General features: G+C 32.5%; 26 protein-coding genes. 14 read left to right on the top strand and 12 right to left on the bottom strand.

Going from position 1 to position 26089, the window contains the following annotated elements; genetic code table 11:
- Window positions 1-2: 2 nt before the first annotated feature.
- From M9Q43_RS12000 to M9Q43_RS11980, 5 genes are all read right to left on the bottom strand, one after another.
- Entirely contained in the window at window positions 3-227 is a 225-nt protein-coding gene (locus M9Q43_RS12000; protein ID WP_262319130.1) for a hypothetical protein, read from the bottom strand.
- A gap of 86 nt (window positions 228-313) precedes the next feature.
- Window positions 314-607, bottom strand: coding sequence for a hypothetical protein (locus M9Q43_RS11995; protein ID WP_262319129.1), 294 nt, complete (start codon window positions 605-607; stop codon window positions 314-316).
- 66 nt (window positions 608-673) lie between these two features.
- A complete protein-coding gene (locus tag M9Q43_RS11990) occupies window positions 674-3106 on the bottom strand; it encodes a ribonucleoside-diphosphate reductase subunit alpha (protein WP_262319128.1) in 2433 nt (810 codons plus the stop codon).
- Between the two features lie 112 nt (window positions 3107-3218).
- Window positions 3219-4196, bottom strand: coding sequence for a ribonucleotide-diphosphate reductase subunit beta (locus M9Q43_RS11985; protein WP_262319127.1), 978 nt, complete (start codon window positions 4194-4196; stop codon window positions 3219-3221).
- 267 nt (window positions 4197-4463) lie between these two features.
- Complete coding sequence (locus M9Q43_RS11980; RefSeq protein ID WP_262319126.1) at window positions 4464-5030, bottom strand: DUF3109 family protein; 567 nt, start codon at window positions 5028-5030, stop codon at window positions 4464-4466.
- A gap of 150 nt (window positions 5031-5180) precedes the next feature.
- Between M9Q43_RS11980 and M9Q43_RS11975 the strand changes: the two genes are divergently transcribed.
- From M9Q43_RS11975 to M9Q43_RS11965, 3 genes are read left to right on the top strand one after another with little or no spacing between them, the layout of a single operon-like run.
- Window positions 5181-5762, top strand: a complete 582-nt coding sequence (locus M9Q43_RS11975; RefSeq protein ID WP_262319125.1) for a MarC family protein — start codon at window positions 5181-5183, stop codon at window positions 5760-5762.
- A gap of 11 nt (window positions 5763-5773) precedes the next feature.
- On the top strand, window positions 5774-5971 hold the full coding sequence (locus M9Q43_RS11970) for a hypothetical protein (protein ID WP_262319124.1): 198 nt from the start codon (window positions 5774-5776) through the stop codon (window positions 5969-5971).
- A gap of 2 nt (window positions 5972-5973) precedes the next feature.
- On the top strand, window positions 5974-6582 hold the full coding sequence (locus M9Q43_RS11965) for an FAD-dependent oxidoreductase (RefSeq protein WP_262319123.1): 609 nt from the start codon (window positions 5974-5976) through the stop codon (window positions 6580-6582).
- Here the strand turns inward: M9Q43_RS11965 and M9Q43_RS11960 are convergent, their stop codons facing one another.
- The 3 genes from M9Q43_RS11960 to M9Q43_RS11950 are packed head-to-tail and all read right to left on the bottom strand — an operon-like array spanning window position 6583 to window position 9177.
- Complete coding sequence (locus tag M9Q43_RS11960) at window positions 6583-8154, bottom strand: S41 family peptidase (RefSeq protein WP_262319122.1); 1572 nt, start codon at window positions 8152-8154, stop codon at window positions 6583-6585.
- 1 nt (window position 8155) lies between these two features.
- Entirely contained in the window at window positions 8156-8584 is a 429-nt protein-coding gene (locus M9Q43_RS11955; protein WP_262319121.1) for a deoxycytidylate deaminase, read from the bottom strand.
- The gene (locus tag M9Q43_RS11950) at window positions 8584-9177 is read right to left on the bottom strand and encodes a HupE/UreJ family protein (RefSeq protein WP_262319120.1); all 594 of its coding nucleotides are present in this window, start codon (window positions 9175-9177) and stop codon (window positions 8584-8586) included. Before M9Q43_RS11950 ends, M9Q43_RS11955 begins: the two co-directional genes overlap by 1 nt.
- Before the next feature lie 135 nt (window positions 9178-9312).
- Between M9Q43_RS11950 and M9Q43_RS11945 the strand changes: the two genes are divergently transcribed.
- From M9Q43_RS11945 to M9Q43_RS11930, 4 genes are all read left to right on the top strand, one after another.
- Window positions 9313-9744, top strand: a complete 432-nt coding sequence (locus tag M9Q43_RS11945; protein WP_262319119.1) for a tellurite resistance TerB family protein — start codon at window positions 9313-9315, stop codon at window positions 9742-9744.
- Window positions 9745-9948: 204 nt separating this feature from the next.
- Window positions 9949-10320, top strand: coding sequence for a hypothetical protein (locus M9Q43_RS11940; RefSeq protein ID WP_262319118.1), 372 nt, complete (start codon window positions 9949-9951; stop codon window positions 10318-10320).
- Window positions 10321-10337: 17 nt separating this feature from the next.
- On the top strand, window positions 10338-10853 hold the full coding sequence (locus tag M9Q43_RS11935; RefSeq protein ID WP_262319117.1) for a hypothetical protein: 516 nt from the start codon (window positions 10338-10340) through the stop codon (window positions 10851-10853).
- Window positions 10854-11014: 161 nt separating this feature from the next.
- On the top strand, window positions 11015-12379 hold the full coding sequence (locus M9Q43_RS11930; protein ID WP_262319116.1) for a T9SS type A sorting domain-containing protein: 1365 nt from the start codon (window positions 11015-11017) through the stop codon (window positions 12377-12379).
- A 71-nt stretch (window positions 12380-12450) separates the two neighbouring features.
- Here the strand turns inward: M9Q43_RS11930 and fbp are convergent, their stop codons facing one another.
- The gene (gene fbp, locus M9Q43_RS11925; protein ID WP_262319154.1) at window positions 12451-13458 is read right to left on the bottom strand and encodes a class 1 fructose-bisphosphatase; all 1008 of its coding nucleotides are present in this window, start codon (window positions 13456-13458) and stop codon (window positions 12451-12453) included.
- 114 nt (window positions 13459-13572) lie between these two features.
- Here fbp and M9Q43_RS11920 point away from each other — a divergent pair, with 114 nt between their 5' ends.
- Window positions 13573-14049 (top strand): GNAT family N-acetyltransferase, encoded by a 477-nt coding sequence (locus M9Q43_RS11920; protein ID WP_262319115.1) that lies wholly within the window; start codon window positions 13573-13575, stop codon window positions 14047-14049.
- 9 nt (window positions 14050-14058) lie between these two features.
- Window positions 14059-15312, top strand: a complete 1254-nt coding sequence (locus M9Q43_RS11915; RefSeq protein WP_262319114.1) for an aspartate kinase — start codon at window positions 14059-14061, stop codon at window positions 15310-15312.
- A 74-nt stretch (window positions 15313-15386) separates the two neighbouring features.
- Here M9Q43_RS11915 and M9Q43_RS11910 read toward each other — a convergent pair whose 3' ends face one another.
- Entirely contained in the window at window positions 15387-15584 is a 198-nt protein-coding gene (locus M9Q43_RS11910; RefSeq protein ID WP_262319113.1) for a hypothetical protein, read from the bottom strand.
- Window positions 15585-15801: 217 nt separating this feature from the next.
- Between M9Q43_RS11910 and M9Q43_RS11905 the strand changes: the two genes are divergently transcribed.
- The 5 genes from M9Q43_RS11905 to M9Q43_RS11885 all read left to right on the top strand — a co-directional run bounded on the left by M9Q43_RS11905 (window position 15802) and on the right by M9Q43_RS11885 (window position 24119).
- Window positions 15802-19206 carry a hypothetical protein gene (locus tag M9Q43_RS11905; RefSeq protein WP_262319112.1) on the top strand — a complete coding sequence of 1135 codons (3405 nt, stop codon included), beginning with the start codon at window positions 15802-15804 and terminating at the stop codon, window positions 19204-19206.
- Window positions 19207-19269: 63 nt separating this feature from the next.
- Window positions 19270-22719 carry a T9SS type B sorting domain-containing protein gene (locus M9Q43_RS11900; RefSeq protein WP_262319111.1) on the top strand — a complete coding sequence of 1150 codons (3450 nt, stop codon included), beginning with the start codon at window positions 19270-19272 and terminating at the stop codon, window positions 22717-22719.
- 2 nt (window positions 22720-22721) lie between these two features.
- Complete coding sequence (locus M9Q43_RS11895; protein WP_262319110.1) at window positions 22722-23480, top strand: enoyl-CoA hydratase/isomerase family protein; 759 nt, start codon at window positions 22722-22724, stop codon at window positions 23478-23480.
- Window positions 23477-23659 (top strand): hypothetical protein, encoded by a 183-nt coding sequence (locus tag M9Q43_RS11890; protein WP_262319109.1) that lies wholly within the window; start codon window positions 23477-23479, stop codon window positions 23657-23659. The genes M9Q43_RS11895 and M9Q43_RS11890 overlap by 4 nt, the downstream gene beginning before the upstream one ends.
- 10 nt (window positions 23660-23669) lie before the next feature.
- Window positions 23670-24119 (top strand): 6-pyruvoyl trahydropterin synthase family protein, encoded by a 450-nt coding sequence (locus M9Q43_RS11885; RefSeq protein ID WP_262319108.1) that lies wholly within the window; start codon window positions 23670-23672, stop codon window positions 24117-24119.
- A 39-nt stretch (window positions 24120-24158) separates the two neighbouring features.
- Here the strand turns inward: M9Q43_RS11885 and accC are convergent, their stop codons facing one another.
- Both accC and accB read right to left on the bottom strand, forming a co-directional pair.
- Complete coding sequence (accC, locus tag M9Q43_RS11880) at window positions 24159-25505, bottom strand: acetyl-CoA carboxylase biotin carboxylase subunit (RefSeq protein WP_262319107.1); 1347 nt, start codon at window positions 25503-25505, stop codon at window positions 24159-24161.
- A gap of 91 nt (window positions 25506-25596) precedes the next feature.
- Window positions 25597-26082 carry an acetyl-CoA carboxylase biotin carboxyl carrier protein gene (gene accB, locus M9Q43_RS11875; protein WP_262319106.1) on the bottom strand — a complete coding sequence of 162 codons (486 nt, stop codon included), beginning with the start codon at window positions 26080-26082 and terminating at the stop codon, window positions 25597-25599.
- Window positions 26083-26089: the final 7 nt, after the last annotated feature.

Genomic DNA, 26089 nt, shown 5'->3' with positions numbered 1-26089 from the left:
CGCTATTCTTTTTCGTTAGCTAAAAAGAAATTTCTCGATTTTTTTGGATACTGATTGTAACTTTTATCACTCGGATTTACGATAACCGATTTGATGTTAATTTCGTCTCCTAATTTGAAGTTTTTTTCTGTGTATTGGTAATCTAATAAATATTCTCCACAGAAATAGTTTCCGTCTGCGTCTTTTTCAATGATTCCTGTGTGAACCCCTTTTTTATCTTTTGACATAATCTGTTTATTTTTTTCAAATGTACGAATTGAAACGCAATTTTTTAAAACAAAAACAGCCATCTTGGTGATGGCTGTTTTGCTTTTTAATCTTCAACATAAATTAATACAATAATATTAGTCTTCTTAATTCTATTGTTATCATCTTCTATTCTATCACCATTAATCAATATTGATTCGAACTCTACTTCTACACTATTAATTTTAAACTCTGAGTTCTTCCATTTCAAAATACTTCCTTGCTTAAAAATTTCACATCCAAACTCTAAATCAACAATTCCTACGCAATCATTTATCAATTCTTCTTTATTGGAATAACTTTCTAATCTATTACCATATAAATCAGAAATCACAAAGCGTGTTTCTATAATACTTCCCATTCTATTTTTTTTTATTTAACAAATATAAGTAAAATCTATTAAAAATAAAATAGTTATTGTTTTTTCTTATGAACCACACATTTCGCAATCTTCTGGTCCAGCATTTTTTGCCAGTTCAATCATTGCTCTGTATTCTTCAGCTGTCATTTCTGCTGGTTCTTCTAAAACCGCAATAGCTTCTAATTTTTGAGCAACTGCTTGTTCTTGTACTTCGATTGGTTCTGCTTTTTTATCGTTATTTAAAGTAAACTTAATCGCATCAACTGCAGATTTAGTTCTTAGATAGTACATCCCCGTTTTTAAACCTGATTTCCAAGCGTAAAAATGCATCGAAGTTAATTTAGCATAATTTGCATCTTGCATAAACAAGTTCAACGATTGCGATTGATCAATAAAATACCCTCTTTGACGACTCATATCGATAATATCTTTCATTGACATTTCCCAAACCGTTTTGTACAATTCTTTTAAATCGGATGGAATTCTTTCAATGTTTTGAACCGAACCATTGTGACGCATGATTTCTTGCTTCAAGGTTTCGTTCCACAATCCTCTTTCTACTAAATCGTTCAACAAGTGTTTGTTTACTACGATGAATTCTCCCGAAAGTACTCTTCTTGTATAAATATTAGAAGTGTATGGTTCAAAAGCTTCGTTGTTTCCTAAAATTTGAGACGTTGAAGCAGTTGGCATTGGCGCTACTAACAATGAATTTCTAACTCCGTTTGCCATTACTTCTTTACGTAAACTTGCCCAATCCCAACGACCAGAAAGTTCTTCGTCTTTTAATCCCCAAAGGTTGTGTTGGAATTCTCCGTTAGCAATTGGCGAACCTTCAAAAGTTGAATATGGACCTTCTTCTTTAGCCATTTCCATAGAAGCGGTTACGGCTGCGAAATATAAGGTTTCGAAAATTTCTTGGTTTAATTTTTTAGCTTCATCACTTGTAAAAGGCATTCTCAACAAGATAAAAGCATCAGCTAAACCTTGCACACCTAATCCAACTGGACGGTGACGCATGTTTGAGTTTTCTGCCTCAATAACAGGATAATAATTTCTATCGATTACCTTGTTTAAGTTACGTGTTACACGTTTTGTTACATCATATAACAATTTGTGATTAAATGCTCCGTTTTCCACAAACATTGGTAACGAAATAGACGCCAAGTTACACACTGCAATTTCATCTGCAGAAGTGTATTCCATAATTTCGGTACATAAATTAGACGAACGAATCGTTCCCAAATTCTTTTGGTTCGATTTTCTGTTCGCTGCATCTTTGTACAACATGTATGGCGTTCCTGTCTCAATTTGAGATTCAAGAATTTTTTCCCAAAGTTCACGTGCTTTGATGGTTTTTCTACCTTTTCCTTGTGCTTCGTACGAAATATATAAAGCTTCAAATTCTTCACCATATACTTGATCTAAACCTGGACATTCGTTTGGACACATTAACGTCCAAGTTGAATCTTCTTCTACACGTTTCATGAATAAATCAGAAGTCCACATGGCAAAGAATAAATCTCTTGCGCGCATTTCTTCTTTACCCGTATTCTTTTTTAAATCTAAGAATTCGAAAATATCAGCATGCCAAGTTTCTAAATAAATAGCGAAACTTCCTTTACGTTTTCCTCCTCCTTGATCTACGTAACGAGCGGTATCATTGAAAACACGCAACATTGGAACAATTCCGTTTGAAGTTCCGTTAGTGCCACGAATATATGAACCTGTTGCTCTTACATTGTGAATTGCTAAACCGATTCCTCCCGCTGATTGCGAGATTTTTGCTGTTTGTTTTAAGGTATCGTAAATTCCGTCAATACTATCATCTTTCATTGTTAATAAGAAACAAGATGACATTTGAGGTTTTGGAGTTCCTGCGTTGAATAATGTTGGTGTAGCGTGCGTAAAGAACTTTTTCGACATTAATTCGTAAGTTTCAATTACTGCTTCTAAATCATTCAAGTGAATTCCAACCGAAACACGCATTAACATGTGTTGCGGACGCTCTACAATTTTTCCATTGATTCTTAATAAATACGAACGCTCTAAGGTTTTAAAACCAAAGTAATCGTAATTAAAATCACGGTTGTATATGATGTGAGAATTTAAAAATTCTGCATTTGCTTGAATAACTTCGTAAACCTCATCTGAAATCAAAGGCGCCTCTTGGTTGGTTCTTGGATTTACATAGTGGTACATTTCACTCATCGTTTCCGAGAATGATTTATTGGTATTTTTGTGTAGATTAGAAATTGCAATACGAGCCGCTAATTGAGCATAATCTGGGTGTGTAACCGTCATGGAAGCTGCGGTTTCTGCTGCTAAATTATCTAATTCAGAAGTGGTAACGCCATCATATAATCCTTCAATTACACGCATTGCCACTTTTACAGCATCCACCATGTCATTTAATCCATAACATAGTTTTTTAATTCTGTCCGTGATTTTGTCAAACATTACTGGCTCCTTATGGCCATCTCTTTTTACTACATACATACATTTTTAGTTTTTTGAAAACAGACAATCCCTTCTCTGTTTTCGGTTAGTATTTATTGAATTGAAGCGCGAGTCTCCCGACGTTTTATAGCGCTCTATATTTTATTATTTTTTAGAAATCAGCGTCGAAGCTAATTTTGCTTGATTCAGAATCCGAATTCATTACTCCTGCTTTTTGATATTCACCTACACGTTTTTCAAAGAAATTTGTTTTCCCTTGTAATGAAATCATGTCCATGAAATCAAACGGGTTTGAAGAATTATATACTCTTTCGCAACCTAATTCTACTAATAATCTATCGGTTACAAATTCTAAATATTGGGTCATTAAAGTGGCGTTCATACCAATTAAACTAACTGGAAGTGATTCTGTAATGAATTTTCTTTCAATATCTAAAGCGTTAGTCAAAATTTCGGTAATTCTTGCTTTTGGCACTTTGTTAACGATGTGATGTGTGTGTAAATGCACGGCGAAATCACAATGCATTCCTTCGTCACGCGAAATTAATTCGTTTGAGAAAGTCAATCCAGGCATTAATCCACGTTTTTTTAACCAATAAATTGAACAAAACGAACCCGAGAAGAAAATTCCCTCAACCGCAGCAAAAGCAATTAAACGTTCTGCAAAACTTGGCGATTCAATCCATTTCAATGCCCATTCAGCTTTTTCTTTAATCGCTGGAAACGTTTCAATAGCATGAAACAATTGGTGTTTTTCCGCTTCATCTTTCACATAAGTATCAATCAACAACGAATAAGTTTCACTGTGGATATTTTCCATCATTAATTGAAATCCGTAGAAAAATTTAGCTTCTGGATATTGTACTTCACTAACAAAGTTTTCAGCTAAGTTTTCGTTTACGATTCCGTCTGAAGCAGCAAAAAAAGCCAAAATATGTTTAATGAAATATTTTTCATCTTCACTTAATTTATTATTCCAATCATTCAAATCAGTATGTAAATCGATTTCTTCTGCTGTCCAAATACAGGCTTCTTGTTTTTTGTACCATTCCCAAATATCTTGGTGTTTGATAGGAAAAATCACAAATCGATCTTTATTTTCTTGCAAAATTGGTTCCACTACTGGCATAGTTGTTTAATTTATATAGGGTTAACGATTGGTTAAATTGACTTATTTGAGGTTTACAAAGTTTGTCATTTGAAATGAAAAAAGAAAGGCAAACTTATTCACAATTGGAGTAAGTTTTTAACAAAGATGATTTTTGTCAGTAAATTAATATAGGTTTTTAAGTTTCTGATTTTCAATTACTTAAAAACACATAAAACAAAAGTTAAAACCTTGCAAGCAACTGAAAAATCAGCTATTCACATCGATTTTTAGGCAATAAAAAAGTGTTTATTTTTTTAAATCTTTAGCAACTTTTTCTAACTCTTCATACCATTGTTGTCCGAATTTTCTAATCAGTGCTTCTTTAACAAATTGATAAACGGGAACTCCTAATTCTTCACCTAAAGCACAAGCATCTGAACAAATGTGCCATTTGTGATAATTTACAGCAGAGAAATCAGAATATTCTTTCACACGAATAGGATATAAATGACACGAAACTGGTTTTTTCCAATCCACAATTCCTTCATTATAAGCTTGTTCAATTCCGCAAAGCGCTGTTTTTCCATCAAAAATTACGTAAGCGCAATCTTTCCCGTCGATAAGTGGTGTTTCTAATTCTCCAAAATCGGAAACTACGTGAGTTCCTTGTTCTTCAATGGCTTTTATTCCTTCAGGGCGAAGAAATGCTTTGACTTTTGGGTAAATTTCTGCTAAAATTTTTGTTTCTGCTTCATCTAAAGGCGCACCAGCATCTCCATCTACACAACAAGCTCCTTGACAAGCTGATAGATTACAAACGAATTCTTTTTCTAAGATTTCTTCGGAAACGATGGTTTTATTTAACTGAAACATAAATTCTAATTTAGCTAACAAAGGTACAATTTTGAAGTTAAAATTCAGAAACTATAAGTTGAAAAGTAAAATTACAATTGATAATGTATCGTTAAATTAAAAAAGTTGTTGGTTCAATATGCTTATATTTGCATAAATAATAAGCGTTTTATGGATTTAGGAATCAATTGGAAAGACATTTTTACGATAAGTATGATACTTTTTGCAGTAATTGATATTGTAGGAAGTATTCCGATTATTGTGAATTTACGCAATAAGATGGGACATATTCAATCGGAAAAAGCTACTATTGTTGCTGCTGTTATAATGATAGCTTTTCTGTTTGTGGGCGAAGAAATTTTGAAATTAATTGGAATTGACGCTAATTCATTTGCTGTGGCGGGTTCGTTTGTGTTGTTTTTTTTGGCTTTAGAAATGATTTTAGGAATTCAATTATATAAAGAAGACAATCCAAGTACGGCTTCGATTGTTCCGATTGCATTCCCACTAATTGCAGGCGCAGGAACCATGACTACAATACTATCATTACGAGCCGTTTATGACAAAATAAATATTATTATCGCAATTTTAATTAATGTAATTTTGGTGTACGGCGTTTTAAAATCATCAGGAAAAATTGAACGTTTATTAGGAAATAACGGATTAGGTGTAATTCGTAAAATATTTGGTGTAATTTTACTCGCCATTGCTGTAAAACTTTTTGCAGCAAATGTTAAAGGATTATTTATTTAGAACATATACAAATGAAAATTTTTACTTACATAGCTATTGCTATTGCTTTAGGATTAATTGTTTTTAACATCTTACAAATCGATTTTTCAAATCCGTTTGAAGGTGATAGCACCATTGCAATTATTGGTGTAATTGCTGGAATTTGCGCTATTTTATTACTTTTATTACTGCGCTTTTCTAAAATTATTGTAGATAAAACAAACGAGTAATTATGCTTGATGTTTTAATCATTGGTGCTGGTGTTTCAGGTGTTTCGTGTGCTTTGATTTTGGGTTCAGCTCAAAACAAATCATTTGCAATGGATAAAAAAATTGCAATTGTAGCACATCAAAAAGCATCTTCTTTACAAAATGCTATTTTTAATAATGCATACGGAATTCCTGCGGGGAAATTAGGAACCAAACTATTAGAAGAAAGTCTGGCTCATTTATCAAAAACATATTCGCATGTAAAGCAAATTGATGGCGAAAAAGTGCTTTCAATTTCTGGTGAAGCTGGTAATTTTATTATTACTACCAATAAACATTCACATCAAGCTAAAATAGTAGTTATTGCGATAGGTGCGGGAAATCCTTTTACGATTGAAGGATTAGAAAATTTTGTAGAGCCACACATGAAAATGCCTGCTGTTAAAAACAGAATTCAACTCAAAAATGACGATCATTTAGTAACGGAAGGAATTTATGTAGCTGGCGTTTTAGCTGGTCACCGAAGTCAATTATCTATTGCTGCTGGAAGTGGAGCTGCTGTTGCAACCGACATTTTAACCTTATGGAATGAAGGAAACCATTCAATGGTTCATGATGCTCTAGGAAAATAATTATTTATTTAGTGCCTTTTTTAACATTACATCATTCTTCAATAAAACATCGTAATATTGTTTTTCGCTAAATAATTGATGTACAAATTCGGCATGTAAATAATGTAATGTTTTTTCTTTTTGCGCGTCTAAATTGAACATCAATCCGGTTTGCGAAAGATGTTTTTTAAATTCGGAAAAATAATATGGATTGGTTTTGATTTCCTTTTCTAATTCAGCTAGAGTGATTTTTTCAAACTTTTTGCGGTTTTTGTCCAATTGTTCAAACACAAAATAATTCACCAATCCAGATTGCATAAACAAAGTCGTCGATTCTTCACCGTGTTTGCTTTCAAAAGGCACAAAAACATCAGGAATAATACCACCACCGCCATAAACCGTTCGTCCTTTTTTGGTTTTGAATTTTAAACTATCTGCGATTTTGGTTTTATCTTGTTCGTATAATTCGCCACTCTCAAAACGTTTTTCAAATTCGTTAAAATAATTTTCTGCTTTGTCTTCGTATGGTTTTTGAATGGAACGACCCGAAGGTGTGTAATATCTTGCAACTGTTAATCGCACCGCTGAACCATCGCCAAGTGGCATTTCGCGTTGTACCAAACCCTTTCCAAAAGAGCGTCTTCCCACAATGGTTCCTCTATCGTTATCTTGAATAGCACCCGCTAAAATTTCACTTGCCGAAGCGCTATTTTCGTTGATTAGAATAGTGACTTTCCCGTTTTCAAAAATGCCTTTTTCAGTAGCAAATGTGGGGTCTATTTTTCCTTTTTTATTTTTTGTTTTAACGATAAGTTCTTTGTTTTTTAAGAATTCATCCGCAATAGCAACCGCCGATTCTAAGTAACCACCACCGTTATCTCGTAAATCGATAATAATTTCATTGGCTCCTTGCTTTTTCAATTGGGTTAAACCTTTAAAAAATTCATCGTAAGTGGTTTCCGCAAAGCGATTAATTTTAATATAACCTGCTGTTTTTGAAACCATCGTAGACACATCAACACTTTTAATAGGAATTACATCTCGTTTAATGTTTACTGCAAATTTTTTATTTTCGGATTTTCTAAAAACTGTTAGTTTAATGGTTGAGCCTTGCTCACCTTTTAGAATTGAAAACAAGCTATCGGTTTCGATTTTTTTATTGTACAACTGCAATTTATCAGCAAAAAGAATTCGGTCGCCAGCTTTAATTCCAGCTTTTTCTGATGGTCCTAAAGCAATTGGCTTTATAACTGCTAGTGAATCATTATACATGTAAAAATTAACGCCAATTCCGACAAAATCTCCGCGCATACTTTGTTCAACTTGAGCTAAATCACTTTTTGGAATATAAACCGAATGTGGATCGAGCTTTTCTAAAATTCCGTTAACGGTTAAATCTACAATTGAATCGGTATTTAAACTGTCTACGTATTCTTTCTCGATGAAATCAATTAGTTTGTTCAGTTTGTTTTTATTGGTGTTTCTACTAAAAAAAGTGTTTTCGGTAGAAGGATTTAGTTTACTTCCCATAAGAATTCCTATCGCAATGGCTACTGCAATAACAATTGGAAAATAAACTTTATTCATTCGCATTTTAACTCAAATCTTCCATTAATTCTACTTCAACGCCAGCTTTTCTTAAAAAATCTACTCCAGAAGTATCTTTATATTCTTGATGATACACTACTCTTTTGATTCCTGATTGATGAATTAACTTACTACAATCCTTGCAAGGTGAAAGCGTAATATACAAAGTAGCATCTTCACAAGATTGTGTTGATCGGGCAACTTTTAAAATTGCATTCGCTTCTGCGTGAAGCACATACCACTTTGTTACATTATCTTCATCTTCACAACAATTTTCAAACCCAGATGGTGTTCCATTATATCCATCAGAAATAATCATTTTGTTTTTAACAATAATTGCACCAACTTTTTTTCGTTGACAATAAGACAAATTGCCCCATTCCTTAGCAATTCGTAAATAAGCTTTATCGTATTTTTCCTTTTTTTCTTTCTTCATTATCTATTCCAAATTTCGCTTTCAATTAGCATTGGCAAAACTACACCAATTATGAATGCCGACATCACTAAAGCCCAATCTCTTTTTGAAAAACGGAAAAAAGTTTGAACAATATAAGAAATAATTAAAACCACGAGTACAACAATTAACTGTGCAGCTTCAATCCCTAATGCGAATTCTAAAAGTGGCAACAATTTATCGGAAGCATTGCCAGGTAAAATAGTTTTGAAATAATTAGAGAATCCGAGTCCATGAATAATTCCGAAAAACAAAGTAACAATAGCCACAAAAGTGATGCTTTCGTTTTTAGACGATTTCCCAGCTGTAAATAGATGAAAAATCGCTGTTATTAAAATAGTTATTGGAATTAAAAACTCCACTAAACTTGCTTGAATTTGTACTACACCATAAACGGAAAGCAACAAGGCTAATGTGTGCCCAATGGTAAAAAGTGAAACCAATACCAAGACGTTTTTCCAATCTTTAAAAGCATAAGGAATAACAAGTGCTATTAAAAAAAGCACATGATCATAAGCATTAACATCTAAAACATGCTTGAGACCAATATTGAAATACAATAGAAACTCTGACATAATAATATATTTATTGGGGAATTCAAACTTACAATTTATTTTTAGAAGTTAATAAATTCTTTCAGAAAAGCTTGTGAAATTGTTTCAAAAAAATAGATTTTTTGTGTAATTTTGCATAAAATTAAAACAATCAACATGTCAATTTCAGATTTATTCGATAGCGGTTTTAGAAATAGAAACAAAGGTCATTTTTCAGCAATTGTAAGAGTAGCCTTATCAGACGGGACAATTACTACTGAAGAAAAAAAATTCTTAGATAAATTAGCTATTAAATTAGAAATTTCTCAAGCAGAATATGAGGAAATTTTAGAAAATCCATTAAAATACCCAGTTAATCCACCGTTAATGCATGCGCACCGTTTAGAGCGTTTATATGATTTAGCAAGAATGGTATATGCTGATGATGTTTTAGGAAAAAAACAACAAGATTTATTAACACGTTTTGCTTTAGCTTTAGGCTTTACAGCAGGAAACGTAGGTTATATCGTAGATAAAGCGTTAAAATTAGTAGATATGAATGTGGATTTAGACACGTTTACTTACGAAATGCAACACATGAACAGATAATTCAAACTGTTTTAAAATACAAAAGCACAAATTCTAATGAGTTTGTGCTTTTTTGTTTGTCCTAACAAATACCTGTTTTTCATTTAATTACAAAAAGTTTAAATTGTTAAATTTCACAATAATTAAGAAAATGGTTACATTTTTACTTGCTTGAATCATTTTTTTTTTTTTTATTTAGCCAGTATAACTATAACCAATTATACAATGAAAAAATTATTATTAAGTGCCTTATGTGCTTCTGTTTTTTTATTTTCTTGTGCTTCTGCATCAGATGAAAGCATTTCTGAAACTACAAAAACAAGCCAAACCCAAGCCAAAACAAGTAGTATTACCAAAACTACAGAAATGATTAATTTTGAAAGTGCTTTAAAAAAGTACATGCAAAACAAACCTTATTTTGATGATGCCAAATTAAAAGAAGAATCAGAAAACGAACTACGTTTAAATGCTACAAAACTATTAGTTGCCATCGGTACAACTGGAAGTGAAATTAAAGAAAACGAGAGTAATGTAAACACTTTAATTCCTTTTACTTTAAAAAAATACAGTGCTTTTTTAAACGCATCTAAAAACTAACTTTTAAACTTATTATCATGAAAAAATATCTTTTTATAGTATTTGCAATTGCTTTAGGAGCAACTGCAACAGCACAGAAAAAATTATACATTTATAACCTATCAAGTAACGACGTAACTGTCTCTGATATTTTAACAAAACATGTGACTAGTGAATATCCCAAATTTGAAGACAATGTTTCAAATTTTATAATCCCTGCAATTACAGGAAATTTTGAATTATCTAACAGCTCAATACCAACATATCGATTTCCGTTTTTTTCAGAAGTTGATGCAGTTGCGAATTGGAATAGAATAACAAGTGCTACAACTTTTACTTCATTAGCTGCTGGCGCTGCAACTTTGACCCAGACCAACTCATCTCAAGCTCAAATTTTTCATTGTGTAAAATATGATGATGGTTCGGCGTCTGGAATAATAGGAACAACTCCTTTAGGCTCAAATGAAGTCGTGTTAATTGATACTACGGCATATTATGATGTTTTTATTTCTGGGACATTAGTAGAATATACAATTGTTATATTAGACAACTAATCAGACAATTAGAAGCTGTCTAAAATTCCAATATTGTTAAAATAATTGTTTTCGCTTCCATAAAATACTACTTTTAAAACTATATAAATTTGAAACAAAATTTAGAATAATAAAGTTTTTATACTTTTAGATAGTTTCATTTTTAAAAATGCTCGCTAACTATGAAAAAAATTATTTTTATAATGTTTCCACTATTATTATTTTCGCAAACCACCCCACCTGTTATGCTATGGGAACAAATTTATGATGTAACAACAATATCTTCAAATGGTGTTTCATTTTTTAATTCTATCATACAATCCCATAGCAGTAATGAATACGTGCTTACGTCAATTTACAATACCGAAAACACTCTTTTTAAAATAGACACAGATGGTAATTTAATATGGCAACAAAGTGCACCTGTGAATATTTCTAATATTGGTGGTAAAGGAGTGGCAATATTATCAGACAATTTGTATTATACCATTACAGAAAATTGCCCTAGTTCTGTACAAAATAGCATTCAACAATTTGACAATGATGGCAATATACTGGGTAATTGGTGTCTTACGAATTCAGAAAACAATAGTAATTTTAATTATATAATTTCTACAAATGATGGAGGATTACTAATCTCCACGACAACAACATTAAAAAAATTTAACAGTTCTAAAATCTTAGAGTGGTCTGCTAACCACACACCTAATAGTGTTATATCTAACATAATAGAAACATCTGATGGCCACTTTGTTGCGGTAGGCAGTATAGATCCAACTGTTTTAGGCAATACAAATGGCGGTTGTTATATGGCAAAATATGACTCTCTTGGCAATATGTTATGGCAAAGAAATTTTGGTGATAGTATTGATGTAATTGAGTCCGCTTACACTGTAGCAGAATTATCAAATGGAAATTTCATAACAGCTTGTTTTTCAAACAACTTAATTGACGATGAATTTTTTGAGGGCACTTGGATGTATACTGTTAATCCATCAGGCGATGTATTAGGACATAAAATATTACCCCCCTATGGCGCACAATCTTATTCGAACATAATAATTGAAGGTAGAGGCTATGTGGTTGCAATCATCACAGCTTCTAATGGAGAAACTTCAAAATTTAGATTAATCAAAGTAAATGAAACAAATGAAATTGAATGGGATGTTTCATTCTCAGATGGCTGGATATATGATCTAACAAAAACCTCAGAAGGCGATTATATTGCAGTAGGAACAGATTATAATGCATCCGTTTCTGGTTCTGGTAATTTAAAAGCCATGAAAATAGGTTGGGAACCTTTATCTACTCCAAGTTTTGAAAACAGTGTGAGTCTTTATCCAAATCCAGCACAAGATTATATTATTGTAAAAAATAATTTTTCTGAAAATCAAACCGTAGTAATCTATAATGTTGCCGGGCAAACCATCATGACACAAGAAATCAACCAAAACGAAAACAGCTTAGACGTTGCAAAACTGGCGAGCGGTATTTACTTTGTTCATGTTTCTGAAAGTAATACTACGTTGAAGTGGGTTAAAGATTAATTTAGATGTTTTAACACAAAAGCACAAACTCATTAGAATTTGTGCTTTTGTATTTTAAATATTTCAGAAATTTACTTCGCTTTCGCCATAAATTCTTCTGCTTTTTCTACCATGTTTTTACTTCCACAGAAGAAAGGAACTCGTTGGTGTAATTCGGTAGGTTGAATTTCCATAATTCTTCCAAAACCATCCGAAGCTTTTCCTCCTGCTTGTTCAGCAATAAAAGCCATTGGATTACATTCGTACAACAAACGTAATTTACCATTTGGTGTTTTTGAAGTGGTTGGATATAAGTAAATTCCGCCTTTAATCATGTTTCTATGGAAATCGGAAACTAAACTTCCGATATATCTTGACGTATAAGGTCTGTCTCCTTCTTCTAGCTGACAATATTTGATGTAATCTTTTACACCTTGTGGAAAATGAACGTAATTTCCTTCGTTAATCGAGTAAATTTTTCCGTCTTCCGAATATTTCATGTTTGGATGCGACAAATAGAATGTTCCGATAGCTGGATTTAAAGTGAATCCGTTTACGCCATCGCCTGTTGTGTATACCAACATAGTTGAAGTTCCATAAATCACATAACCTGCCGCTACTTGATTTACTCCTGGTTGCAAGAAATCTTCAATTGTTACTGGAGTTCCAACTGGTGTAATTCTTCTGAAAACTGAGAAAATTGTTCCTACTGAAACATTCACATCAATATTCGAGGAACCATCTAACGGATCCATCAAAACGACATATTTGTTGTTGTGTGAATTATCTGAACCTGCAACGGTAATAAAATCATCATTTTCTTCCGAACCAATTCCACAAACAATTTCACGATTGATTAAAGTTTGAATAAAAACTTCATTCGCGTAAACGTCTAATTTTTGTTGGTCTTCTCCTTGAATGTTTTGTTCTCCAGCTGCGCCAACGATATCCACTAATCCGGCTTTGTTTACCTTATAGTTTACTACTTTAGCTGCCAAACGAATGGAGTTAATAATACGAGATAATTCTCCTGTTGAGTACTGAAACGAATTTTGATGTTCAATAATGAATTCGCCTAACGTTCTATTTCTTTCTTCCATTTCGAAAACGATGTAGTTGTGTTTAAGGCACAAATATCGTATTTTTTGTGAAATCATATAAATTATTTGAAAAGATGTTTAAGTTAATTTTACTTTTGTAAAAAATTACGAAAAATGATTATCAGAAAAGCCACCAAAAACGACATGCCATCTGTTTTAGAATTGATTCAAGAATTAGCTACTTTTGAAAAAGAACCTGATGCTGTTATGGTTACCGTAGACGATTTGGTTCGTGATGGTTTTTCAGAAAATCCACTTTTTCAATGTTTTGTTGCCGAAGTTGATAATGAGATTATCGGAATGGCTTTGTACTATTATCGTTTTTCGACTTGGAAAGGCAAAACCATCCATTTAGAAGATTTAATTGTAAAAGAAAACAAACGCGGAACAGGAGCCGGATTTGCACTTTACAAAGAAATCATCAAACAAGGAAAAGCAGAAAATGTTCGCCGAATCGAATGGAATGTTTTAGACTGGAACACACCTGCCATCGATTTCTATGAAAAATCGGGTGCTAAAGTTTTAGGCGATTGGCGTGTGGTTCACATGGACGACAAAGGAATTGAACAATTTTTAAACACAACTATATAATTCTTCAAAATGAAAATTTTTAAATTTGGAGGTGCATCGGTTAAAGATGCCGAAGGCGTAAAAAACGTATTACATGTTTTAAACACGGTAGGACACGAAGATGTTTTATTGGTAATTTCTGCAATGGGAAAAACCACGAATGCATTAGAAGTGGTAATCAAAAATTACTTTGATAAATCGAAGGAATTACACGCATCGCTTCAAGAAGTTCGTAAGTACCACAACCAAATTTTATTAGACTTATTTGAAGACGAAGATCACGATGTGTTTTTTGATGTAAACGCACATTTTGATGATTTAGAATATTTCATTCGCAGTAATAAGTCGCCAAATTATAGTTTTGTTTACGACCAAGTGGTGAGCACTGGAGAATTAGTTTCTACTACGATTGTAAGTCATTATTTCAATCATAGTGGTTTAAAAAACAATTGGATTGATGTTCGCCCATTAATCAAAACCGACAATAATTACCGCGATGCGCAAGTAGATTGGGAAACCACTCAAAAACTAATTTCAAAAGGCGTTAAAAAGAAAACCTTAAACATTACTCAAGGATTTTTAGGTTCGGATGAGAATAATTTTACGACTACTTTAGGTCGCGAAGGTTCAGATTATACGGCTGCAATTTTCGCATATTGTTTGGGTGCGGAAAGCGTTACCATTTGGAAAGACGTTCCTGGAGTTTTAAATGCCGATCCAAGATATTTTGAAAATGCAGTTCTATTGAACCAAATTTCATACAGAGAAGCGATTGAGTTAGCTTTTTATGGAGCTTCAGTAATTCATCCAAAAACGTTACAACCTTTACAGAAAAAGGAAATTCCGTTGTTTGTAAAATCGTTTATCAATCCAACATTAGCAGGAACTAGCGTTTCAAAAGGTGCCGATTTAGAACCACACACGCCTTGTTTTATTGTAAAGAAAAACCAATTGTTATTATCGTTGTCATCTATTGATTTTGATTTCATCATGGAAAATCACATCAGTGAAATCTTTGCTTTGTTTGCGAAATTTAAAGTAAAAGTGAATTTAATCCAAAACACGGCAATTAGTTTTTCAGTTTGTATCGAAGACAAATACAACAACTTTGAAGAGTTACGAAAAGTATTAGCAAAAAAATTCAAAGTTTCTTATAACGAAAATGTATCGCTTTACACTATTAGACATTTTGATGAAAACGCTTCAAAAGTGGTAGAAACGAATAAAACAATATTGCTACGCCAAATTTCAAGAGAAACAATGCAGATTATAACGAAAGAGTAGTCTTAAAATAAATTACCGCAGATTCGCAGATTATTATTTAAAAAAATCTGTGAATCTGCGGTTCAAATAAAATTTTACTTTTTCAATCCAAAACGCATCACCATATAAATAACCAAAGAAGCTACATATAAAATCGTAGAGATGACTAATAAAATTTGCTTCATTTCATAGCTCTCTTCATTAGCAATATCATATGCTTTCAAAATTAAAAGAACACATGAAGCAGCAAAGAAGAAAAGGCCTGAAATAAGAAAGTAATTTGATTTTTTCATATTATATATTTAAATTTAAAAGGATAAAACGTCTTAGATTGTAAAGTTTTATTCTACAATATTAAAACATACTTATAAAACAATTGCTACAGTTTTTCTGGAATTTATATTAAATTTTCAACTTTTTTGATTTATTTTTTAAAGAAACAAATTCGAGTTTAACTCAAAACTTTCCAACAATAAATACTACTTTTGAAGATTCGGAGTTATAGTATTTATGCAAAAAATTGTTTTTTTAGCTGGATTTTTGTTTTGTTTTTTGGGCGGTTTTGCTCAGGAAACGTTACAATCGTATCCAACTAAAAAAATTACCTTTTCAAAAGACACCATTTCAATAGAAAAATTTAGTTTAAACAATTCCTTTTTTGAAATTAAAGACAAAAATGGAAAAGTCATCGATACCAGTTTTTACAAGGTAAATTTCCAAAAAGGAACGTTAGTTTTTACAAAAGAAATCACAACTTCCGATTCGTTAGTAGTTAGCTATTCTAAATTTCCTGAATTTTTAACCAAAACGTATTCCATCTATGATGACGATAAAGTGGTTTCCAACGAAGCCGGTAAATTAGTCGTTTTCAAAAAAGACAAAAACACCAAATTCAAACCTTTCGACGGATTGAATACCTCTGGAAGTATCACGCGTGGCGTTACTGTTGGAAACAATCAAAATACGGTGGTGAATTCGAATTTAGATTTGCAAATCACAGGAAAAATTTCGGACAAAGTAAGTTTGCGTGCTTCCATTCAAGACAGTAATATTCCTTTGCAAGAAGGCGGATATTCGCAAAAATTAGATGAGTTTGACCAAATTTTCATCGAATTATTTTCGGATAAATGGAACATTCGAGCTGGAGATTTATTTCTCGAAAATAGAAAATCAGCTTTCTTGAATTTCAACAAAAAAGTACAAGGTTTAGCCACTCGCTTCACTTTTGGAACACCTGATAAAAAAACCGAAGTCATTGCTTCTGGCGCTTTGGTTCGTGGACAATATGCACGAAGTTCTTTCGTTGGTCAAGAAGGAAATCAAGGTCCTTATAAATTACGAGGGAATAATAACGAATTATATGTTTTAGTCATTTCAGGTTCGGAACGGGTTTATGTAAACGGAATTTTAAAAACGCGTGGAGAAAACAACGATTATATCATCGATTACAACGCTGGAGAAATCATTTTTACTTCTTTATTTCCAATTACTTCCGAAATGCGAATCAATGTAGAATATCAATACACCGATAGAAATTTTACCCGATTTATCACCTATGGAGGCATTTCGCACGAGCGAGAAAATTGGCAAATTGGTGGTTATGTGTATTCTGAAAGTGATGTAAAAAATCAGCCGTTGCAACAAAATTTATCTTCGGAACAAATTGATATTTTGCAAAACGCTGGTGATGATATTTCGGAAATGAACGGACCTTCAGCTTATTTAGATTCCTATTCCGAAAATAAAATTTTGTATAGAAAAGTGATTATTGGTGCTGTAGAAGTTTTTGAATATTCGAATAATCCTACTGACGAATTATATAATGTTCGTTTTTCTTTAGTAGGAAATAATCAAGGAAATTATATTTTAATCAACAATCAAGCGGTTGGGAAAATTTATGAATATGTACCGCCAATTGCAGGAATTCCGCAAGGAAATTATGAACCAATTGTTCGTTTGATTGCGCCAACAAAAATTCAAATGGCAACCATTTTAGGAAAGTACAATCCAAACGAGAAAACACTTTTAGATTTTGAAGTAGCATTAAGCAACAGCGACCAAAATTTATATTCGAATTTAGATGACAATAACAATAAAGGTTTTGCTGGAAAATTCAACGGAAAACAACGTGTTTTTGATGGAAAAACCAAAATTGATGCCTTTGCGAATTATCAATTGGTGCAAGAAAATTTCAAAACGATTGAACGTTTGTACAACATCGAATTTAACAGAGATTGGAACATTACTTCTGCTTTGTTAGGCAATCAAAGCTTTTTGACTTCAGGATTGGATTTTAATTTCGACAACAAAGGAAAAGCGCTTTATCAGTTTGAAAACTTAACTTTTGGTGATGCATTTTCGGGAAATAAACATACTTTTTCAGGAAAATATGCTACCAAAAATTGGATGATTTGGAGCAATTCGAGTGTAATGAAAAGTGATTCCGAACTTTCAAATTCGTCTTTTGCTCGAAGTGAAAATCGTTCGTCGTATAAATTGGGTAAAAATTGGGTTGGTGCCACGGTGAATTTGGAAAATAATTCGGAAAAACTGAAAGCAACCAATACATTTTCGGCCTTGAGCCAACGTTTTTTAGAATATGGCGCTTTTGTAGGAAGAGGCGATTCGACGAAGGTTTTTGTGGAATTGGGATTTTTACAACGCCAAAATGATAGTTTGCAAAACAACCGAATTGAACGTGTAAATCATTCGAATTCGTACTACTTAAAATCGCAATTAATTAAAACCGAAAAAAGCAATTTGAGCATGTTTTTGAATTATCGCACTTTGAAATATGAAGATTCCAATTTAAAAGACGAACCATCGTTGAATTCACGAATTTTGTATTCGGATAGATTTTTTGGGCAATTAATTCAGACTACAACGGCTTATGAAACTAGTTCAGGAACAATTGCCCAACAAGAATTCACCTATTTGCAAGTAGAACCTGGACAAGGCGTTTACATGTGGAACGATTATAATGGTAACGGAATTCAGGAATTACAAGAGTTTGAAATTGCTCCGTATTCTGATTTAGCGATTTATGTTCGAGTGTTTTTACCGAATCAGGTTTTTGTACGAACGCATCAAAATAAATTTTCGCAAGCGTTGAATTTCAATTTTAACCAATGGCAAAATGAAAAAGGTTTTAAGAAATTTGCTTCGCACTTTTATAATCAAACTTCGTTTTTAATTGATCGAAAAATTAAAAGGAATGGTGCTAATTTCGATTTGAATCCGTTTTCAAAAGAGGAAGATGAATTAATTGGTTTGAATACCAATTTTAGAAATAGTCTATTTTTTAATCGTGGAAAACAACATCATTCTACTACTTATTCTTTTTTGTTAAACGAAAGTCAAAATTTACTTTCTGTGGGAAGTGTTTCGGCTAAAAATAAATCGCATCAATTGCAATATCAGCATTTGGTAAAGAAAAGTTGGTTGTTTAATTTTTCTGGAAGCACCACTTCAACTGAATCTACTTCCGAGAATTATCCAAATCGAAATTTTGAAATTGATGGTTATCAAATTGAACCAAAAATCGGGTACTTATTTTCCAAAAACGCGAGTTGGGATATATTTTACGAATTTCAACAAAAAGAAAATCAAATTGGAGCTTTTGAAACTTTAAAACAAACTCGTTTAGGAACATCGTTTACTTTCAACAGCGAAAAAGGATTTAGCATGAATGGTGAATTTTCAATGTATAACAATTCGTATGATGGAAATGCGTTATCAGCAGTAGGATTTCAAATGTTAGAAGGCTTACAACCTGGAAAAAATCAAACTTGGAGATTGCTTCTACAGAAAAATTTGACCCAATATTTAGACGTAAACATCAACTACCAAGGCAGAAATAGCGAAACCAGCAAAACCATTCATACAGGAAATATACAATTAAGAGCGTTTTTTTAGTTAATATTTAGATTAATTCTACATTTCTGCTTAATTTTACAAGCTATCCCAATAAAAAGAACTATGTTAAAAAGAATATTATTTTTATTATTAATCTTAATTTCAAATATTACTTATTCACAATTAAGTAATAAGCATTGGTTACCTCCTTTACATGCTCGTGATGCAAGTGTAGTTGGTGTGCAATACATATATTTATCAACACCTGAACCTGTTCCATTTTCAGTTGAAATTACAAATGGAGCTGGAGTTCCTATTGCTGGATCACCCTTTACTATTTCTCAAGGAAATCCAAGGGAAATTTTAATTGGTGAAGATCAAAATTCTTTGATGTTCTGCCCAATACGTTATGTCAATGTAGTTAACGTAGACAGAGGTCTTATCTTAGAAGGAAGTGGCGAATTCTATGTAAGTTTTAGAGTAAGGTCACAAAATCACGCTGAAACATTAGTCTCAAAAGGAAAATCAGGAATTGGAAAAAAGTTTAGATTAGGAAGTTTACCGCAAACTAGTCCTGGCTCAACAAGAAACTTTGTTTCAAGTTTTATGGCAACTGAAAATAATACAACTGTTACAATTTCTGATTATGATATAAATGTTGAGTTTGTCTCTTCAATTGGGCCAATAACATTAGATAGTCAAACTTTCACACTAAACGCAGGAGAAACCGTTATTCTTTCTGGCTACACAGATGTTGGAAATAATTTATCAGGCTTTGTAGGAGCTTTAGTTGAATCGGATAAAAACATTGCTGTTAATACTGGAAATGCATTGGCAGGAATGGCTACTCAAGAAGAAGGTCAAGATTTTAATCTCGATCAAATTGTTCCAATTGCAGAGGTTGGTTCAGAATATATTGTTGTCAAAGGAAATGGAAGCTCAAATACAGAACTACCATTAGTAATAGCAACAGAAGATAACACTTCAGTATACGTAAATGGGAGCACAACTCCAATAACAATAATTAATGCAGGTGACTATTTTTTAATTCCAACTTCTAACTATCAAGGGATAAATAATCAGAATATGTATATCACTAGTGATAAACCTATCTATTTATATCAAATTATTGCTGGAGATATTAGTGATGCTACCTCAGGATTAAACTTCATACCTCCTTTAAGTTGTTTTTTTCAAAGAAAAGTAGACTTAATCCCAAAAATTAATTTTATTGGAACAAATGAGTATTTTGGTGATGTCATAGCTGTTACATATACAGGAGCTACAGTTACTATTAATGATGTAGCTACAACAGCTTTACCGCAATCAGTTGTAGGAAATTCTGATTGGGTAACATATCGTATTCCTGATATTACAGGTAATGCCAAAATAGAATCTACAGGACCACTTGCCGTTGGTGTTTTTGGGTTTAGCGGATTTGCTGGATTTGGAGGATACTATTCTGGATTTGGAAGTACCCCTAGAGATACTGATGTTACTATTTGCTCAAATAATTCTATAGATTTATTGGATGAAATAGAAGGTAATCCTGAGCCTGGAGGTACTTGGAATCCACCTTTAGCTAGTGGAACCAATATATTTAACCCAAATATTGATATAGCTGGAGTATATAATTATAGTTATATCTCAACATGCGATATTGTAGACGTTGATGTAAGTGTAACTATTCAACAGGCCAATAATGCAGGAAATAATAATAGCATAACTGTTTGTAATAACAATTCTTCGTTCGATTTATTTCCACTTCTAGGAAGCAATGCTGAAGTTGGTGGTTATTGGTCTCCAGCACTATCATCAGGAACAGGTGTTTTCAATCCAAATGTTGATTTAGGAGGCACCTATAGCTATATTATTCCTGCAGTAAATGCATGCAATGAAATATCGGCGTCTATATCTGTTACTAATAACCCTGCCCCAATAGTATATGCTATCACAAACTATTCTATCTGTGATAACAATTTAGATGGAAATGATACAAATGGTATAGCAACTTTTAATCTTACATCTAAAACCGCAGAAATATTAAATGGACAAACTGGAATAACTGTAACCTATCACACTTCTATTACTGATGCAGAAAACGGAATTGGAGGAATAACAACAATTTTAACTAATGATAGAATAATTTATGCTAGATTAACAAATAACACTACTAATTGTTTTGCTATAACTAATTTTAATTTAGTTGTTTATTCGCTTCCAACAGTAAGCTCAACAATAACTCTTAAACAGTGTGATACCGACAATGATGCTGTTACAGATTTTAATTTAACAGAAGCAAATACAATCATATCCTCAGAAACTACAAATACTTATACCTATCATAATACCCTATTTGGAGCACAGAATAACACTGATTTAATTGTAAATGAATTAAATTTTAATGCCCCTAATGGAACACAGGTTTGGGCAAGAATTACAAATCCGAATGGATGTATACGAACTTCTTTAGTAAATTTAATTGTTTCTACAACCACAATACCTTCAACACATCTTTTTACCATTTATGAATGTGACGATTATATTAGTTCAACAGACACTGATGTTGATGGATATGACTATTTTAATTTAGACAGCCCTATTTTAGCTGAAAATGCAATAGAAAATTTATTATCATTTTTCTCAACAAGTCAACCTTTAGTGGTAACATTTTATGAAAATGAAAGCGATGCATTAGCCGAAATAAATGCAATTACAAACATTACAAATTATAGAAATATTATACCAAATTCTCAAATAGTTTGGGCAAGAATAGATAGTGAATTAAATAATGAGTGTTTTGGTGTTGGCCCGTATATACAATTAATTGTAAACCCATTACCAGACATTAATTTAGGTTTAGATTTTGTTTTATGCATTGATCCAATAACAGGATTAGGTTTACAAACTGTAGATGCAACACCTGCAACATCTGGCAATTATTCGTATCAATGGACACCAACAAATCCAAATGGAAATTCACCTTTATTTGATATTACTTCTGGCGGAACATTCTCAGTAATTGTTACAAATACCGACACAAATTGTGTTAATTTCGATTCAATTACTACTACTTTTTCATCTGAACCAGAAACATTTGAAGCCAATTTAATTACACCAGCATTTTCAAGTGGTTTGGCAACGATTGAAGCTATTGCTACAGGTGGATTCGGCATTTATGAGTACAGTATCGATGCTATTAATTGGCAGTCAAGTCCAATATTTTCTGACTTACAAAATGGAAGCTATATTGTTTATGTTCGAGATATTCAAGGATGTGGAATATTGTTTTCTGAAGAATTGCAAACTATCACTTATCCAAATTACTTCACACCTAATGGTGATGGATATAATGATTTTTGGAACATTCGTTTACCAAATGAATATGAGGGTTTAATTTCTATTTATGATAGATATGGCAAACTTTTAAAACAACTCAGTGCTCAAGGTCAAGGATGGGACGGAACATTTAATGGTAATCTTTTACCTTCAACCGACTATTGGTTTAAAGTGGAATACATTGAAAATAACCAAAGAAAAGAGTTTAAATCACACTTTAGTTTAAAAAGATAAAAATGGAATTAGGAAATCTTTCAATTATAATTGATGAAAATAAAATTGCTACGGTATGTTTTTCACATCCAGCAAGCAATTCATTTCCGAGTAATTTATTACAAAAATTAACTTCAGAAATTAACTATTTAAGTAGTTTAGATACCGTTTCCGTGATTATTTTAAAAAGCGAAGGAACAGGTGCCTTTTGTGCAGGAGCCTCTTTCGATGAACTGCTTTCAATTTCAAATGAAAAAGATGGAAATCTGTTTTTTTCAGGATTTGCAAATGTAATTAACGCTATGCGAAAATGCACAAAACCAATTATTGGAAGAATTCATGGTAAAGCAGTTGGTGGTGGTGTAGGTTTAGCTGCAGCATGTGATCATACTTTTGCAACTAATAATAGTGCCATAAAATTATCAGAAATTGCTATTGGAATTGGCCCTTTTGTAATTGAACCTGCCGTAAGTAGAAAAATCGGAAAAACAGCTTTTACCGAAATGACACTTACACCTACTTTATGGAAAACGGCTCAATGGGCAAATGAAAAAGGTTTATTTACCGAAGTTTTTGAAACAATAGAATTGTTAGACGAAAATTTAAGAAACTTTACCCTTGAACTTTCATCCTATAATCCAGAAGCTTTAGTTGAAATGAAAAAAGTTTTTTGGGAAGGAACAAACCACTGGGACAGCTTATTATATGAAAGAGCTTCAATTTCTGGACGATTAGTTTTATCAAACTTTACCAAACAAGCATTAGAAAAATTTAAGAAATGAAAAGTTTAATTATCGCATTACAGCAAGTAAACATAGAAGAAAAAATAAAAAATGACCCCGACGGAACATATCAAATTGGTGTATTAATTGGTTCATTTGTACCTGTTGCCGTTTTAGCTGGCTTAGCTTATTTTTTATATTATAGAGCTAAGAAAAAAGAAAAAAATCTTGACCAATAAATTGTAAATTATGTCAAAAATTAGAATTACAAAACAATTTAACTTTGAAACCGGTCACGCTTTATATGGCTATGATGGTAAATGCAAAAATGTCCACGGTCATAGTTACAAACTTTCTGTAACAGTTATTGGTAGACCTATTACAGATACAAATAATGTAAAATATGGAATGGTAATCGATTTTGGTGATTTAAAAAAAATCGTAAAAGAACAAATTGTTGACGTCTTTGATCACGCAACAGTTTTCAACAAAAACACACCACATATAGAATTAGCCAACGAGCTTCAATCGAGAGGTCACGATGTAATTTTAGTAGATTATCAACCTACAAGTGAAAATATGGTAATTGATTTTTCTAATAAAATTAAAAACTTATTACCCGAAAACATCGAATTACATTCATTAAAACTTCAAGAAACAGAAACTTCTTTTGCCGAATGGTATGCGGAAGATAACTAAATAAAAAAAGCGATTTCAATTGAAATCGCTTTTTTTATTTTATTCTTGTTCTTTCATTACGAAAGATTCCATAAATTTTGTGGTATAATTCCCAGCTACATAATCTGGTTCATCCATTAATTGTCTATGAAATGGAATTGTAGTTTTGATTCCTTCAATTACGAATTCATCTAACGCACGCTTCATTTTGTTAATTGCTTCTTCTCTGGTTTGAGCGGTTGTAATCAACTTAGCTATCATAGAGTCATAATTAGGCGGAATTGTATATCCTGCATAAACATGCGTATCTAAACGCACTCCGTGTCCTCCTGGCGCATGTAAAACCGTAATTTTACCAGGCGAAGGGCGAAAATCATTATACGGATCTTCAGCATTAATACGACATTCTATTGAGTGCAATTGTGGATAATAGTTTTTTCCTGAAATTGGAATTCCTGCCGCAACCATTATTTGTTCACGAATTAAGTCATAATCAACAACTTGTTCCGTAATTGGGTGTTCAACTTGAATACGTGTATTCATTTCCATGAAATAGAAATTTCTGTGTTTATCAACCAAAAATTCTACTGTTCCAGCTCCTTCGTATTTAATGTATTCTGCTGCTTTAACTGCAGCAGTTCCCATTTTTTCACGTAATTCATCTGTCATAAAAGGTGAAGGAGTTTCTTCTGTTAACTTTTGATGACGACGTTGTACAGAACAATCTCTTTCCGAAAGGTGACACGCTTTTCCATAAGAATCACCAACTACTTGAATTTCAATATGACGAGGCTCTTCGATAAGCTTTTCCATATACATTCCATCGTTTCCGAAGGCTGCTGCTGCTTCTTGACGAGCACTTTCCCATGCTTTCAATAATTCGTCTTCTTTCCAAATAGCTCTCATCCCTTTTCCACCACCACCTGCAGTAGCTTTCATCATTACAGGATAACCGATTTCTTTAGCTACTTTTTTAGCTTGTTCAAAATCTTCTAAAATACCTTCAGAACCTGGAACACATGGAACACCAGCTTCAATCATGGTTGATTTTGCAGATGCTTTGTCTCCCATACGATCAATCATTTCTGGAGAAGCTCCAATAAATTTAATACCATGTTCTTGACAAATCTTAGAAAATTTAGCGTTTTCAGATAAAAATCCGTAACCTGGGTGAATAGCGTCTGCATTTGTAATTTCTGCAGCAGCTATAATATTAGACATTTTTAAGTACGATAAATTACTTGGAGGTGGCCCAATACAAACAGCCTCGTCTGCAAATTTTACATGCAAACTATCAGCATCTGCTGTTGAATAAACCGCTACCGTTTTGATGCCCATTTCTCTACAGGTTCTAATTACACGTAGTGCAATTTCACCTCTATTGGCAATTAATATTTTTTTAAACATGTTTTTTTAATTAGATAATTAGACAATGTGTCAATTAGACAATTATGAAGAAAGAAAACTTCTAACTTCCAACTTCTAACTTCTAACTTTATTAAGATGGATCAACTAAGAATAAAGGTTGATCAAATTCAACTGGTGAAGAATCGTCCACCAAAACTTTTACAATTTTACCAGAAACTTCTGATTCAATTTCGTTGAATAATTTCATTGCTTCTATTACACAAAGAACATCTCCTTTTCCAATTGTTGACCCTACTTCAACAAACATAGGTTTATCTGGAGCTGGTTTTCTATAAAAAGTACCTATAATTGGCGATTTAACAGTAATGTATTTTGCGTTATCGTCTGATGTTGGCGCAGCAACTGTGTCAGAAACAGTTGGTTGTGCCACTACTTGAGGTGCTACCATTTGAGGTGTAGCTTGCATTGGCATTTGTTGCACATAAGTAGTTGTGCTTTCTGTTCCTTCAGCAGTTGTTTTTATGGTGATTTTAAAATCGTCCATTTCTAATTTTACTTCTGTAGCTCCTGATTTTGCTACAAATTTGATTAGGTTTTGAATCTCTCTAATATCCATAATATTT

The sequence above is a fragment of the Flavobacterium odoriferum genome (assembly GCF_025499515.1).
GTDB classification, from domain to species: domain Bacteria; phylum Bacteroidota; class Bacteroidia; order Flavobacteriales; family Flavobacteriaceae; genus Flavobacterium; species Flavobacterium odoriferum.
The sequence above is the reverse complement of the archived record's forward strand: the minus strand, read 5'-3'. Positions and strand labels throughout refer to the sequence as shown.